Origin of the sequence: Autumnicola edwardsiae (genome assembly GCF_031846505.1) — a bacterium.
GTDB classification, from domain to species: domain Bacteria; phylum Bacteroidota; class Bacteroidia; order Flavobacteriales; family Flavobacteriaceae; genus Autumnicola; species Autumnicola edwardsiae.
On the sequence record NZ_JAVRHP010000074.1, the window covers coordinates 1 to 15,711 of the forward strand.

Sequence of the window (15,711 nt, forward strand, 5' to 3'; positions counted from 1 at the left end):
CATCAAAAAAATCCTGCAATATTTTAAAACCATGTCTCAGCTAGAACAACTTCAGCTTTCAAAACATACCAGGTCGAAAATTGACAAATTTGAAGCAGCACTCAAAAGGCTGTAAAAATTCAGCTTTTTCTTGAAGTTTTGAATTGGATCCAAAGAATAAACCTACAAGGTCAAAAGAGACCTTGCAGGATTAGATACTCCTGCAAGGTTTCAAAAACCTTGTAGGTCTGATCGGGACTACCAGAACAGAGCATATAACATAGCCACGATCAGGAGGATTACAAAACTGGAAATATTAAAAACAGGTCCCGTTTTAAACAGCTTGCTTGAAATTATAATCGACTTTTCATGATTTTTACCGTTGGTTTCAGCATAACTTATCCCAACCATTATAAGCATTGTTAATATCCACGTAATAAACATTTGGTGCATAAAGGGAAGCTCTACAAATAGCGGACTATCAATCCATCCATTAGGACCTACTTTAAAGTACAGCGCAATGGGAATGGATAGCAGCACACCCCATATAGCTGCTTTATTGGTTGTTTTTCTCCAGAACAAACCGAGCATAAAAACTGCCAGTATACCGGGGCTCACAATACCGGTATATTCCTGAATGTACTGAAATACCTGGCCCAGGTTCTTAAGTTGCGGCGCAAGAATTACGGCTATAACAAGAGCTATTGTAGCAGAAAGCCTTCCTACTGTCACAAGGTTTTTGTCAGAACGCCCTTTGTTGAAATAGGGCTTGTAAATATCCATTGTAAAAATGGTTGCTGTAGAATTGAGCATAGATGCGATAGAAGAAACAATCGCCGCGGCCAAAGCAGCAAGAACAAGTCCTTTAAGTCCTACAGGAATAAATTCTTTTATAAGCCACGGGAAGGCATTGTCGTTAATTATCCTTCCACCTTCAGCAATAAAAGAGGGATCGGTAAAGGATGACGAAATTTCACCGTTGGGACCGGTGTTCATCACGTACGCAATAATTCCCGGGATAACCACGATCAAAGGGATCAATAGCTTTAAAAAACCGGCCAGGATAATCCCCTTTTGTGACTCCCGAAGACTTTTCGCAGCCAGCGTACGTTGTATGATATACTGGTTAAATCCCCAGTAATACAGATTCGCAACCCACATTCCTCCCAGCAGCACAGCCAATCCGGGTAAATCCCACCAGGCATCCTTTCCATTAGGAGTCATAATTTCTCCTTTCTCGAGGATCATGTAGAATTTTTCCGGTACCTGTTCGTAAACAGAAACCATTCCTGAAATAACCCCACCATCGCCGGCAACATGGGATAAACCTATGTAGGTAGTAATCAAACCACCCACAATAAGAAGTACTACCTGCACCACATCTGTCCAGGCCACGGCGGCAAGTCCGCCGTACAGAGAATATGCAGCGGCAAAAAGCGCGAGCCCCACTATAGAATACATAAATATAGAGCCGTCTCCCACCCCAATGATGGTATCAAGAGCTGTGGCACCTAAATAGAGAACAGAAGTAAGGTTAACAAAAATGAAAAGTGCGATCCAGAAAATGGCCAATATCGTCTTTAGGTTCGTGCCATACCTGACTTCCACAAACTCCGGGATAGTATATAATTTCTTTTCAATAAAAATGGGTAAAAAGAATTTACCCACTACCAGCAGTGTAATCGCCGCCATCCATTCATAAGATGCTATGGCAAGTCCTATTGCGAACCCTGAACCGGACATCCCTATAAATTGTTCTGCAGAAATATTCGCAGCTATCAGCGATGTACCTATTGCCCACCAGGGTAAGGATTTACTGGCAAGAAAGTAATCTTCTGAGGATTCTCCTTTTCCTCGGGATACCCATAGCCCTATACCTATAATTAGCAAAGCATACGCTGCGAAAACGATTTGATCCAGTAATTCAAATTCCATATCAACATTTAATATTTTGTTAAATATATAATTTAAATTTTAAAGGTAAAACTTACGCTTAAAATTTTATGCTAATTATTTCTTTACTGTGAAGCTCAGCGAAATTTCATTTAAATATTTCTCGCCGGGAGCCAACTTACTTGAAGGAAAGTTCCTGAAATTTGGCGCATCAGGAAAATTTTGTGCTTCAAGGCAAATAGAAGGATATTCTTCTGAAATGTTGGTCTGATAATTTAAAGTAGACGGTAATTCCTCCGGAACATAGGCTATAATAGCATGTTGGTTAGTGCGCATCTCCATTTTAATTCCCGTTATTGGTGAGAACAATCTTGCAGAAACTTCCTGATCGTCTGAATTTAGCACAAAGGTGTCATCCAAATGCCGATTTCCTATCAATTTATTTTTACCGAAATTTTTAGGATGTTTTCTAAGGTTGATGAGATCTCCAGTAGGCAATTTTTTATCATCGATCTCCAAAATCTTATCGGCATTAATGAATAAAAAATGATCTCCTACACTACCTTCCCCGTTTAAGTTGAAGTATGTGTGATTGGTAAGATTAATGATGGTCTCCTTATCTGTCTCCGCAGTGTAGGTGATGCTTAGAGTGTCATCTTCAGAAAGTGTATAGTTAACCTGTACTTTGAGATTTCCCGGGTATCCCTCTTCTCCATCCTTACTAAAATAAGACAAGGTTACCGATGGATTTGTTCCTGAATTTTCTTCTTCAACTTCCCAAAATTTATACTGAAAGCCATCACCACCATGTAGATGCACCCCATTTTTTTGCGGAAGTACATAATTCTCGCTTTCTATACTAAACTCTCCTTTGTTTATACGTCCGGCAAAGCGGCCTATAGAAGCACCAAAGAACTTTTCACAGTCTTTGTAACGGGTGGTAAGGAAATCTTCAGGCCTCTTAGGAGAAACAATTAAATTTACCCTTTTCCCTGAAGAATCATCCATTTTAAGGCTGAAGAGGGTAGCTCCGAAATTCAGGATTTCCAGTTCAGTTTGATTTTTGTTCCTAAGTTTTATCAGCTTAAGATCCTTTTGCTTACTATGCTCCAATGGCTCTTAGTTTATCTATTGTTATCTGCGATCCAGTCATCAACCTTTTGTTCCAGGATATTTAGCGGTATCGCTCCATTCAGCAAAACTACATCATGGAATTTTTTAATATCAAAATTTTCTCCTAATTGTGATTTGGCTTTTTCCCTTAATTCCAGAATTTTATTCATTCCAATTTTATACGCTGTTGCCTGTCCCGGCATAACAATATGCCTTTCCACCATTTTTACCGCATCACTTTCGGCATTTGGAGTATTTTGCACATAAAAATCAATGCCTTCTTCCCTTGTCCAATTTTGAGCATGTATACCCGTATCAACCACTAATCTTACGGCTCTCCAAAGCTCCATGGCTAACCTGCCAAAATCTGAATATGGATCTTCATAAAAACCTATTTCCTTCGGAAGCAATTCACTGTACAGTCCCCAGCCTTCTACATAAGCCGTGTAAAAACTGAATTTCCTGAAATTAGGCACCTCTTCCAGCTCCTGGGCGATAGCAATTTGCATATGGTGTCCCGGGATACCCTCGTGGTAAGCCAAAGCTTCCAGTTGATAAGTTGGCATGGCTTTTATATCGTACAAATTGGCATAAAATGTCCCCGGACGGGAACCATCCATAGCAGGCTGCTGATAAAATGCCTTACCTGCACTTTTTTCCCTGAAAGGTTCCACCGCTTTCACTATGATCTCAGCTTCGGGAAGTGTAAGAAAAAGATCCGGAAGCCTCTCCCGCATCTGGTCTATAATTTCCCTGGCATCAGCAAGATATTTTGCCCGTCCTTCCTCTGTATCTTCGTAATAAAATTGCTCATCTGTTCTCATAAAATTGAAAAAATCCTGAAGGCTTCCTTCAAATTCAATTTCCTTCATTATTCCCTCCATTTCCCTGTGGATGCGCGCAACTTCATTTAACCCGATTTCATGGATTTCCTCAGCTGTTAAATTTGTTGTCGTTGTTCGCTTTAGGACATTGTTATAAAATTCTTCCCCTTTCGGGAATTTCCATACTCCCGCTTCAGCAGTTGCACGCTTCTGCTGATTTTCCAAAAAAGCAATAAGCTCTGTATAGGCAGGTTTTACCTCATCTAAAAGGGCAGTTTCGGCATCTGCGATTAGCTGCTGTTCTTGTTCTTCAGAAATATCCAGTGCCTCCACCTTCATTTTAAAGTCGGCGAGCAGTGTGCTTGTATTCGCAGATTTCTCGAATGGTCTTCCGCTTATAATATTTCTGGAATCATCTATAACCTTGTCAAACACAAACCGTGGCGGTATAATCTGGTTCTGCTCCCTTATTCTCAGACTTTCAATAATATCCTTAAAAGCTTCAGGAAATCCCCGCAGTCTTAAAATATAGGCTTCAGCATCACTTATAGAATCTATGCTGTGCATATTTATGAGAAAAGCAGGCAACTGGGAATGGTACCCAAACATTTGATTGACCGGATAACTATAAAACCTGTAATTATAATCTTCAATTTCATTTTCCAGCTGCTGCCTGTACAACTGATAGCTAAGCCGTACATCTTCATTTAAATTTTGTGGATCAATATCGTCTATATAATCCAGCCTTGTTTTTGCCTGATTAAGGTCTGCGGCATATTTCTCTGTAGAAAAATCATCCCATTTCCCATAATTTTTTTTTATCCCCAGGCGCGTTTGTAGCATCGGCGATTCATTCACTTCCTTCTGAAATTGCTCTTCAAAATATTCGTTTAATTCTTCGGAATTCTGCTCAATATCAACTTCTGAAACATCTTTTTGTTCCTGCTTACAGGAGATAACTGTGAAAATAAGAAGTAGTAGTAATATTTTTTTATAATTGAATTTCATATAGCTTTATTCGTTTAATACTGAAAAAATTATAGCCGAATCCCCATAAACGGTATGGGTTTGCTTCTGAAAGTCTTCTTCTTCGGCTTCAAAAATATTGGGAACATAAGTCTGCGGATTAAGATCTATTAACGGAAACCATGTACTTTGCACCTGGATTTGCAGTTTATGTCCTTTTTTAAAAGTATGATTTATATCCTGTAAAGTAATATTTACAGCAGTTTTTTTATTCGGTTCAAAAGGCTCCGGATTTTCAAAGCTATTTCTAAACCTTCCGCGCATCACCTCACTGCGCACCATCATATGATAATTGCCCATTTTAAGGTGTGCCGGGGTCTCCTCATAATTTTCGGCATCTGGAGGATAAACATCTATTACTTTCACCACCCAATCTGCCGAAGTTCCCGTGGTGGCAACCTTGAACTGAGCTTCAATAGGTCCTGCCATCTTCATATCCTCTTCTAAAACTTCGTTCTCAAAAACAAGGACATCTGGCCTTCTTACCGCAAAGCGTTGGTCGCCGGTCATATATTCCCGCGGTGTAAAAACCATTTTAATCTCATTGTTGTAAGAAACCGGCTTTTTTGGATCGCTAATAAACTCTTCTTCAGATTCTGAAGGGGTATCTGTTAAGCTTTCATTTTCACCAAGATAAAAGGATTTTTTCTGAACAGCTTTTGGTGGCCATGCTTCATAATTATTCCATTCCCTGTTCCCGGTATCATAAATATGAGCTTCCGGAAGCCCGGTATTTCCATTTGTTTCCCCTTTAAGAAAATGATTAAAAAATACTCTTTCGTAATTCTTTTGAAAATCATCAGAAATATTGTCTCCAAAATAAACGTTTCCAACAGCTTGTCTTTCTGTAGTTCGTGCCCAATCTCCGTGGCTCCATGGGCCAAAAACAATAGTGTTATAGTTATCGCTATGCTCTTCAATACTTTTATAAATATTGAATGGTCCGTAAAGATCTTCAGCATCAAAAAGTCCGCCCACGATCATCACCGCCGGCTTAATATCTTTCATATGCTGCACAATTCCGCGAGATTGCCAGAATTCATCATAATTTGGATGATCTTTTAACTGTTGCCAGAAAATATTATCTTCTCCGTAGTATTTATCAAGATTACTTAACGGGCCGGCATCCAGGAAAAACTGGTATTGATCTTCAGAACCCAGTTCTGGGAAGCTGTACCATGCTTCATCTGTAGGGCCATCTTTCTGATACCCAAACAATGTGGTGGCTCTCCAATAGCTTAGCAAATAGGCGCCGTTATGATGGAAATCATCAAAAAAGAAATCGCCGATACTGGCTTGCGGAGAAGCTGCTTTTAAAGCCGGATGTCCGCTTAAAAGTGAATAAGTAGCATAAAAGCCGGGGTAAGAAATTCCCCATGTACCAACTCTTCCGTTATTATTTTCAACATCATTGATAAGCCATTCTATCGTATCGTAGGTATCGCTGGCTTCATCAAATTGTTCTCCGGTTTTGTTGGGGATAAAGGGGCGCATATTATCATATTCCCCTTCACTCATCCACCTGCCGCGAACATCCTGGTACACGATAATATTTCCTTCTTGCATAAGATATTCGTTGGGGCCAATTTTGGAGCGGAATTGATCTTCTCCATAAGGACGCGAACTGTAAGGCGTGCGCTGCATCAACATCGGGTATTCTGTAGAGGTATCTTTTGGAGAGTAAATGGTGGTATGCAGCTTTGTACCGTCCCTCATCGGGATGTCCACTTCCATTTTTGTATAGTTGTCCTTTACGCTATAATCTTCCTGTAACTGGGCAAAAGCCTGGATTCCAACAAGGAAAAGTAGGTTAAATAATAAAGTTGTTCTAATTAATTTCATGTGAGGTAATTTAAAAGTCCCTAAAGATAGAAATTACCTCATTAATCTAAAGAAGTTTATTTTTCTGCTTTAGCTAAAGGATTGTAAAGAACAGGAAATTCTTATTATTTCCTGGTTATCTGCAGTTATTGCAAAGCGATCGTCTGCCCGGTGGTTAATTACCCATACAATTTCTTCTCCGGAACATAACAGCCAGGTATTTTCCTTTTCGGGCAAAGACATTTTTTTATCTTTAAAGAAATCGCTGATTTTCTTTCTGCCTTTCATCCCGAATGGATAAAAGTAATCACCAACCTTCCATTTCCTTATCTTCAGCGGAAACTGAAGTTTCTCCTTCGCCACAAAAATCCTGGTATTTTCCCGCTGTTCATCAATTTCCTTTACGGTTCGAAAAGAAATTTTTCCAAAAGGTAACATCAGTAGATCTTCACCTTCAGCAATGGTATACACCTGCTCTTCAGCATTATTTATTTCGGTTAAAATAAGGGTGTCGCGATCTTTTATAAGCCTGTACTCTTCAGAATAAACGATTTTTCCAGGCTGTGCGTCCAAAAGATTATGAATATCACTCCATTCTGTAAAGCCAAAAGACTTCAGGAGCTGATAGAGAATCGCTTTTGTATTCGGTACTTTTTTAAGAAAATTAATATCCAGCGTATAGCCAAATTTGCCATTTTTCACCACCTTGGGATAAATAAGGCTAATGTAATCTTCGACCAGCGCCTCACTTTCTTTAAGGTGTGACTGCGTTTGGGAAAAACCCTGTAATAACTGCGGATTCAACTCCTCCAGCACCGGCACCACATCATGGCGTATTTTATTCCGAAGGTATTTTGTGGAAGCATTACTGCTGTCTTCCCGCCATTGTATGCTGTTCTTGTGGGCGTAAATTTCAATTTCCTTACGTGAAAAATCGAGCATTGGCCGAACAATTTTGTCGTTCTCCATCTGAATTCCGCTTAAACCTTCCAGGCCTGTACCACGAACCAGGTTGATCAGGAAAGTTTCGAGATTATCATTGGCATGATGGGCCGTGAGAATATATTCGAACTTTAAGGTACTGGACAATTCCTGAAACCAGCTATAACGCAACTCCCGCGCTGCCATTTGAATAGAAATCTTTGCTTCTTCGGCAAAAGTTTCAGTATCAAAATTCTGCACAAAAACTTCAACTTCAAGCTCATCTGCCAGGTCAATTACAAAATCTTCGTCGCCGTCACTTTCTTCTCCCCTAAGATTAAAATTACAATGCGCTATGGAGAATTCCAGTTTTGCAGCTTTACAGAGATATGCCAGGACCACACTGTCTACCCCCCCGCTTACTGCCAGTAAAAGGTTTTTTCCGCATAAAAAAGGAAACCTGGATTTGAGGGTATTTTTAAAAGATTTCTCCATAGGTACTCAAATATACAAAAAGCCGACTCTTCTAACACCTGCGAAAATCTCAATTTTCCAGTTCCTGAATAAAACTCTATTTAGACAGGGCATCATGCATCGCCTTTGCTTTGAGCAGGCATTCTTCATATTCCTTTTCAGGATTAGATTTTGCAGTAATAGCGCCACCTACCGAAAATGACAAATATCGATCTTCAGCATTGTAAAGGATACTACGTATTACCACGTTAAAATCGAAATCCCCGTTTGGTGTAAAATATCCCACAGCACCGCTGTAGAGTCCGCGTTTGGTTTCTTCCAGTTCTTCAATAATTTTCATTGCTGAAATTTTTGGAGCCCCGGTCATGCTTCCCATCGGGAAGGTGGCGCGCAGGATTTCCACAGCCGGTATTCCATTTTCAAGTTGTGCCGAAATTGTTGAAATCAACTGGTGCACCTGCTTAAAACTGTAAACTTTACAAAGTTCCTCCACCTGCACACTTCCTTTTTTGGCAATTTTCGACAAATCGTTGCGCACCAGATCGACAATCATCACATTTTCAGAAATTTCCTTAGGATCTTTTGCCAGTGCTTCGCTAATCTGAAGGTCTTCCTCCTTATTCTCTGCCCTCCTGGCCGTTCCTTTAATAGGCTGGGACAAGATTTTGCTTCCGGTTTTCTTTAAATAACGCTCTGGAGAGGCACAAAGCAAATAATGCTGCTCCAACTTTAAAAAAGTGGCAAACGGCGGACCGGAAATTTCATTGAGCTTTGAAAAAACTACCGACGGTTGAATTTGGCAATTTTCGGCATAGAATTCCTGACAAAAGTTAGCTTCATAAATATCTCCCCACTGGATGTGGGAGAGCATTTTATTAATCTTAACGAGGTATTCCTCTTTGGAAATACGTGGTAAAATTTCCTGATTTCTCAGTCTTTCCTCTTTTCTCTCTCCTCTTTCCTCTAAATCAAGAATTTCTGCAAAATCTTCATCCATTTCGTCATCTACCATGCGTAAATAATGAAATTCCACAGAATCTGCTTTAACCTGAAAAATTTTTTGAGGCTGAAAAAAGTAAAGATCCGGAAAACGGAGTCCGTCGAAATTCTTTGAATTTAACCGCTCCACATCATTTTTAAGATCGTAGGAAAGATAGCCAAAAATCCAGTCTTTTGTAGTTTCCTGGTACTCCTGAAGTTGATCAAAAGCGCCGTGATAATCGGTTTTTAAGGCGGTAAACGCCTGCACCGCCAGGATTGCTTCAAAATTGCTGTTTTCTTGTTGATAATTATTGCTGTCCAGCCAGGCAATTTCGTCAAACTCCTGGCTCCAGGCGAATAATTCTTTTTTAAACTTTTCCGGATTATCTAAAGGAAAGGATTTGGTCGTACGCACTTAAGATTTCAATTTAAGGTGCAAAGGTAACGAAAGCAGTTCTCAAAAACACCTGATAAAACCCGCATTCATCAATGAAATCTATATTACTTATCTTCTTTTGTAATAAAAGTCACCTTATCCAGATCTAATTCTACCAAAAATTTTCCTTTTACATCTAAACGCTCAATTGCTTCCATATTTGGAGAAATAATTTTGATTAAAGTTGATGTAGCCATATTACCTAAGTTCACCTTTACCAATTTTCTGGGAGTATTTCCTATAAGATGACTATTCTTAAAATCAACATCTTTTGTGATTACGATTAAGTCATTTTCGTCGGCATAAAAGCAGATATCCTGGTCCTTGGTATTCCATTTATCAAGAATTTCATTTACATGGATTGCTTCAAATCCTTTTGATTTTAGATAATTAGCTATTTTATAAGAAATATGGACATCTAAAAGAAATTTCATTATGCCACTTCCTCAATATTATGACCGGAGAGGGAAAGTTTTGCATATTGTAAAGAAGCAAGAATATCTTCTCTTTCCAACTCGGGATGATCTTCCAAAATTTGCTCAATACTCATTCCTGCTCCAAGCATATCGATGATGACTTCTACCGGCCATCGCATTCCCCTTATGCACGGTTTGCCATGACAAACTTGCGGATCCCTGGTAATTTTATTAAGTAAATGCATTACGCTCTATTTCAATTCTACCAAATTTACATCTTTTTGCATCAACTCTCCAACTCATGAGAAAATGTGGTTAAAACATCTTCAATTCCCATGTCCAGAACTTCGTTATGTACTTTATTATCCTGAAAATTATCTGCATACGACGGGAAACTGAAGCTTTCCACTACCTGCCCGCCAAACCTGGGAAGTACACTTCTGGTAAATTCCAGGGCACTTGCAGCGCCACGTGCACCGTTGGAAGTACTAATAAGCAGGATCTTTTTATCCTTCAGGAAATTCCTGTCGGCACGGGAAAGCCAGTCGATGCAATTTTTAAAATAAGAGGAAACACTTCCATTATGCTCATTAACAGCAATAATCAGGGCGTCATGTTCTGCAATTATATTTTTTACAATTTTCACATCCATGGGAATTCCCCTTTCCGTCTCAAGATCTGCACTGTACATGGGAAAATCGTATTCGGTGAGTTTAATCAATTTCACTTCGTGCCCCTGGATCCTTTCGGAAATGTGTTTAAGCAAGCGGTGGTTGATTGAAGTACTACTATTAGAACCGGCAAAAGCGAGGATTTTCTTCATTTTTAGATTTTATCTGAATTCAAAAATAATTAAAACATCTTGTCCTGCGAATAAAAGAGAAATAATGATTGTAACTTTATTTCCGCAACATAAAACCTTCAGTTTTGAAAAAATATACTCTTCAGAATGAACACCTCAGCATTTCAGTACTCGAAAAAGGAGCTGAACTTTGCAGCATAAAAAACCTGGAAACCGGAAAAGAACATATATGGCAGGCCGATCCTGAAATCTGGAGCAGCCATGCGCCAAACTTATTCCCCATAATTGGTGTTTTAAAGGACGGACAATATTTTTATGAAGGTAATGCTTATAATATGCCGAAACACGGAATGGTTCGCCACAATGAAAACATCAGGTTAAAAGAGAAAACAGAAGATAAACTCGTTTTTGAACTGATTTATTCTGAAGAAAGCCTGAAAAGCTATCCTTTTAAGTTCAATTTTCAGATTATTTATAAGCTGAAGCGCAAAAAACTTCAAATTGCTCATAGAATTACAAACCTGGATAGCAAAATTATGTTTTTCTCCCTTGGAGGACATCCCGCCTTTAATGCTCCCATCAATACTGAGGAAAAATATACGGATTGTTACCTGGAATTTGATCAAAATATGAATTTGGAGACCCACATTTTAAATAATGAAGGTTTGGTGAGCCAGAAAACACAGAGAATTCTTCAAAATGAGAAGAAAATCGAGCTACATGAGCATCTTTTTGATGATGATGCGCTTATTTTCAAAAATATCCCTTCCAAAGAGGTGGCTCTAAAAAGCCAATTATCGGGTACCATTTTAACTGTTGAATATTCAGATTTTAAAAATATTGGTGTTTGGGCAAAAGCGGGTGCTCCTTATGTTTGCATAGAGCCTTGGCTGGGAATTGCAGATGTTGAAGGGACAGATCAAAACCTGGAAACCAAGGAAGGTATTCTACAACTGGAAGCAGGGAAAGAATTTAAGGCTGCTTATACGATTGCTGTTGAATAAATTGATAATAGATGAAAATAGTTTTTCTAATTGGAATCATTGTTTCTTCTGCACTATCTGATATCCAGAAAGGAGAAAATGACAGATATATTTTCTTCCTTCGCAACCGATTTTTAGAAACACACCAATTACATGAATCTCATGCAGAATATGGACGAACTGAATACAAAGAGATTGTAGCGGAATTTGCAAACAATGGATTTACAGTAATCAGCGAGAAAAGAAACGAGAACGTAAATGCAAGAGATTACGCAGTTGGAATTGTAAACCAGATTGATAGCCTAATAAGAATGGGAACTAAACCTAATAACATAACTATAGTAGGAACTTCAAAAGGTGGATATATCGCTCAATATATTTCAACTTTAAAAGGACACCCAGAGTTAAATTTCGTATTTATCGCAAGTTTTAGGGATAATGACATTGAGAATATTCCTGAAATAAATTATTGTGGAAACATTTTAACTATTTACGAGAAATCCGACCCATTTGGAGTTTCCGCAATAAGAAGAAAAAATAATTCAAGTTGCGAAATAAAACATTTTAAAGAAATTGAACTAAATACAGGAATGGGACACGGATTTTTGTTCAAGCCATTAAAGGAATGGATAGAGCCAACAATCAAATGGGCAAATGGAAATTATAACTGAGGCCAATAGGTAACAGCGAATAATGGCTAAAAAAGTATTCTACAACTGGAAGCAGGAAAAGAATTTAAGGCTGCTTATACGATTAATATTGAGTAACTTAAATAATTACAGTATATTAGGTGTAGATAAATTTAAAATCTGAACTCAAAAAACAACGATATATCCTCCAGAGATAGTGGGGAAATTTACCTTCAGAAACTATGTAATAAGTAGAATGTAATTAAACAAAGGAAACCATGGAACATCATAAAATAGTAAAATTTGGTATCGGAATTTTTATTGTTGAATTGTTCCTGATGGGACTTTGGTATTACTCGACAAAACCTGAGTTAGGTTCTGCCCTTGAAACTTTACAAATTGTTTTATTTTTATTCGGAATAAATTTAATTATCGGACTTCTACTCTACTTTGTAAAGAAATCATTTGCATTACTATTATTAGCCAATGCTGTAATTTGTCCATTTGTTTTTTATGCTACATGGATAATGTGGTTTACCTATTGGGCTGAATATTAGGATCTCAGGAGGGAAAAAACCTTTGTTATACATCTTATTTTCCATCAGAGTTTTATCTTTTAATTTGCCGCTCATAGCTTACCTTTGCCGCAAATAAAATCTACACTTTGACTTTTCAGGATCTAAATCTAAATACACCCTTACGCAATGCACTGGAAGATTTGAACTTCCATTCGCCAACTCCAATCCAGGAACAGGCATTTTCTTCAATTATGTCTGGAAAAGATGTGGTGGGGATTGCGCAAACGGGAACCGGAAAAACCTTTGCCTACCTCCTCCCGCTCCTAAAAATGCTGAAATATTCGGAACAAAAGAATCCGAGGATACTTATTATAGTGCCCACCAGGGAACTGGTAGTACAGGTGGTGGAAGAGATTGAAAAGCTTGCAAAATATATTAATTTGCGGGTTTCCGGAGTTTATGGCGGAGTAAATATTAACACGCAGCACCAAAATTTGCTACAGGGGCAGGATATTTTAGTCGCTACTCCGCGTAGATTATATGATCTGGTTCTAAGGCGGGCGGTGTTGCTAAAATCTATTCAGAAGCTGGTAATAGATGAAGTTGATGTGATGCTTGATCTTGGGTTTAAGTTCCAGATCAACAATATCCTGGAATTATTGCCGCAAAACCGCCAGAGTATTATGTTTTCTGCAACTATGACGGAAACTGTGGAAAAACTGATTGACGCAAATTTTAAAGCTCCGGAAAAAATATCGGTTGCTGTTAGCGGGACTCCGTTAGAGAATATTGAGCAACGTGGATATAAGATTCCGAATTTTAATACCAAAGCAAATTTACTGAAGTATTTACTGCAAGACAGGGAGAAATTCAGCAAAGTATTGATCTTTTTAGACAACAAACGTATTGCCGACAGATTATTTGAAATTATTGACAAAGAATTTCCGGAAGAAGCTACGATCGTGCATACCGGCAAAGGCCAGAATTACAGGTTAAGAAGTGTGCGCCAGTTTGGTGACGGATTTTGCCGGATTCTGATCGCTACAGATGTAATGGCCCGCGGACTTGATATTGAAAATGTCTCTCATGTTGTAAATTTTGACACTCCTGCATATCCCGAAAATTATATGCACAGGATTGGGAGGACCGGCCGTGCAGAAAAGCAGGGAATTTCCTTTTTGTTTACTACAGAAAAGGAACAGCAAAGCCTGGAAAGTATCGAGCAACTTATGAATATGCAGGTGCCAGAATACGATTTGCCCGAAAAAGTAGAAGTTTCTACAGAATTAATTCCGGAAGAACGGCCACGGGCCATTGAAATTAATAATCCCGGCACATCTGCAGACAATGCCGGACCCGCTTTTCACGAGAAAAAGGAAAAAAATAAAAAGGAAAATCTGGGCGGTTCTTACCGAAGGGAAATTGCGAAAAAGTATAAAAAACCAAAAACCCGGGGCGATAAGCACGCGAACCGGAGAAAGAAGAAGTAAAAAAGGAGGCGAAATGCCTCCTTTTAACTTATCAGATAAAAATTATGTTCTGGTCTTTTTCTTAGCTGCTTTTGCTGCACGCTTTTCTTTTAAATTAAGCACAGGCTCCTTCTTAGCCGAATTTTTTGAAGGTGATTTTTCTTTTGCCATGATTTCTAAGAATTTTAGAATTATTAGGTAAATGTATGAAATTCAGCGATTCAAAATTTGGAAATTTTGAGTATTCCTACAAATTTTTATAGTAGCTCCCATCACAATAAAAAACCCGGAAACATCTGCTTCCGGGCTATATATAAATTAAGGTTACTTGCAATCGCCTTAGATATGCAACGGGCGGTTATCTGTTGCTGCAAGAGCTGCCTCTTTTACTGCTTCAGCAAAAGTTGGGTGCGCATGACTCATTCTGGAAATATCCTCTGCAGACGCACGAAATTCCATCGCCGTAACCGCTTCAGCAATAAGATCGGCAGTACGGGCGCCAATCATGTGCACTCCAAGCACCTCGTCGGTTTTTTCATCTGCAAGAATTTTCACGAATCCGTCAATATCCCCGCTGGCCCGGGAACGTCCCAAAGCACGCATTGGGAACTTACCTTCTTTATACTTCACTCCTGCTTCCTTCAGTTCTTCTTCAGTTTTTCCAACAGCAGCAACTTCCGGCCAGGTATAAACCACACCAGGTATTAAATTATAATCGATATGCGGTTTTTGGCCGGCAATGGTTTCAGCAACAAAAGTTCCCTCCTCCTCTGCCTTGTGTGCCAACATTGCACCGCGCACCACATCACCAATCGCGTAAATATTTGCTGTATTAGTTTGCAAATGATCATTCACTTTTACCCGGCCTTTATCATCCAATTCTACTCCGGCAGCTTCAGCATTAAGCCCATCAGTAAAAGGACGGCGACCAACAGAAACGAGGCAATAATCCCCTTTTAATTCTACTTCGTTATCCTTTTTATCATCAGCTTTTACGATAACTTCATCACCTTTTCGCTCTACAGCTTTTACTTTATGCTTCACATAAAACTTTACGCCCTGTTTCTTGAGAACTTTGGTAAGTTCGCGGGCAAGGGCGCTGTCCATAGTAGGGATAATACTATCCATAAATTCAACCACAGAAACTTCAGAACCAAGTCGCTTATAAACCTGACCTAGTTCCAAACCAATCACTCCGCCACCAATAACAATCATGTGCTTTGGAATTTCCTTCAGCTTAAGTGCTTCTGTAGAAGTGATTACCCGCTCTTTATCAAGGTCGATAAATGGCAAATTTGAAGGCTTGGAACCTGTGGCGATAATTATATTTTTTGCCTCAATGGTTTGAGTTTCCCCTTCAGCATTTTCTATTTTAATATGAGTTTTATCATCAAAAGATCCTACTCCCTGGATTACATCAATCTTG

14 protein-coding genes are annotated in these 15,711 nt (G+C 38.9%); 4 read left to right on the plus strand and 10 right to left on the minus strand.

Features of this window, described 5'->3' with window-relative positions:
* Nucleotides 1-237 precede the first annotated feature (237 nt).
* The 9 genes from RM529_RS12645 to RM529_RS12685 form a co-directional block, all read right to left on the minus strand.
* On the minus strand, nucleotides 238-1,914 hold the full coding sequence (locus RM529_RS12645) for a sodium/sugar symporter (protein WP_311485143.1): 1,677 nt from the start codon (nucleotides 1,912-1,914) through the stop codon (nucleotides 238-240).
* 75 nt (nucleotides 1,915-1,989) lie between these two features.
* A complete protein-coding gene (locus tag RM529_RS12650; RefSeq protein WP_311485144.1) occupies nucleotides 1,990-2,985 on the minus strand; it encodes an aldose epimerase family protein in 996 nt (331 codons plus the stop codon).
* A gap of 11 nt (nucleotides 2,986-2,996) precedes the next feature.
* Nucleotides 2,997-4,817: a DUF885 domain-containing protein gene (locus tag RM529_RS12655; protein WP_311485145.1), complete on the minus strand. Its 1,821-nt coding sequence runs from the start codon at nucleotides 4,815-4,817 to the stop codon at nucleotides 2,997-2,999.
* A gap of 6 nt (nucleotides 4,818-4,823) precedes the next feature.
* Nucleotides 4,824-6,677 (minus strand): CocE/NonD family hydrolase, encoded by a 1,854-nt coding sequence (locus RM529_RS12660; protein ID WP_311485146.1) that lies wholly within the window; start codon nucleotides 6,675-6,677, stop codon nucleotides 4,824-4,826.
* 69 nt (nucleotides 6,678-6,746) lie between these two features.
* Entirely contained in the window at nucleotides 6,747-8,072 is a 1,326-nt protein-coding gene (tilS, locus tag RM529_RS12665) for a tRNA lysidine(34) synthetase TilS (protein WP_311485147.1), read from the minus strand.
* Nucleotides 8,073-8,148: 76 nt separating this feature from the next.
* Nucleotides 8,149-9,447: an aminodeoxychorismate synthase component I gene (gene pabB, locus RM529_RS12670; protein WP_311485148.1), complete on the minus strand. Its 1,299-nt coding sequence runs from the start codon at nucleotides 9,445-9,447 to the stop codon at nucleotides 8,149-8,151.
* 86 nt (nucleotides 9,448-9,533) lie between these two features.
* The gene (locus tag RM529_RS12675; protein ID WP_311485149.1) at nucleotides 9,534-9,902 is read right to left on the minus strand and encodes a DUF5615 family PIN-like protein; all 369 of its coding nucleotides are present in this window, start codon (nucleotides 9,900-9,902) and stop codon (nucleotides 9,534-9,536) included.
* On the minus strand, nucleotides 9,902-10,129 hold the full coding sequence (locus RM529_RS12680; RefSeq protein ID WP_311485150.1) for a DUF433 domain-containing protein: 228 nt from the start codon (nucleotides 10,127-10,129) through the stop codon (nucleotides 9,902-9,904). Before RM529_RS12680 ends, RM529_RS12675 begins: the two co-directional genes overlap by 1 nt.
* 41 nt (nucleotides 10,130-10,170) lie before the next feature.
* The gene (locus RM529_RS12685) at nucleotides 10,171-10,707 is read right to left on the minus strand and encodes an NADPH-dependent FMN reductase (protein ID WP_311485151.1); all 537 of its coding nucleotides are present in this window, start codon (nucleotides 10,705-10,707) and stop codon (nucleotides 10,171-10,173) included.
* 104 nt (nucleotides 10,708-10,811) lie between these two features.
* Here RM529_RS12685 and RM529_RS12690 point away from each other — a divergent pair, with 104 nt between their 5' ends.
* The 4 genes from RM529_RS12690 to RM529_RS12705 all read left to right on the plus strand — a co-directional run bounded on the left by RM529_RS12690 (nucleotide 10,812) and on the right by RM529_RS12705 (nucleotide 14,306).
* Entirely contained in the window at nucleotides 10,812-11,690 is an 879-nt protein-coding gene (locus tag RM529_RS12690) for an aldose 1-epimerase family protein (RefSeq protein WP_311485152.1), read from the plus strand.
* Between the two features lie 11 nt (nucleotides 11,691-11,701).
* Nucleotides 11,702-12,340 (plus strand): alpha/beta hydrolase, encoded by a 639-nt coding sequence (locus RM529_RS12695; protein WP_311485153.1) that lies wholly within the window; start codon nucleotides 11,702-11,704, stop codon nucleotides 12,338-12,340.
* A 236-nt stretch (nucleotides 12,341-12,576) separates the two neighbouring features.
* Entirely contained in the window at nucleotides 12,577-12,855 is a 279-nt protein-coding gene (locus RM529_RS12700; protein WP_311485154.1) for a hypothetical protein, read from the plus strand.
* A gap of 107 nt (nucleotides 12,856-12,962) precedes the next feature.
* Nucleotides 12,963-14,306 carry a DEAD/DEAH box helicase gene (locus tag RM529_RS12705; protein ID WP_311485155.1) on the plus strand — a complete coding sequence of 448 codons (1,344 nt, stop codon included), beginning with the start codon at nucleotides 12,963-12,965 and terminating at the stop codon, nucleotides 14,304-14,306.
* Between the two features lie 318 nt (nucleotides 14,307-14,624).
* On the opposite strand, the gene lpdA is transcribed toward RM529_RS12705, so the two are convergent.
* On the minus strand, nucleotides 14,625-15,711 hold a 1,087-nt coding region (gene lpdA / locus RM529_RS12710), incomplete at its 5' end, for a dihydrolipoyl dehydrogenase (RefSeq protein ID WP_311485156.1).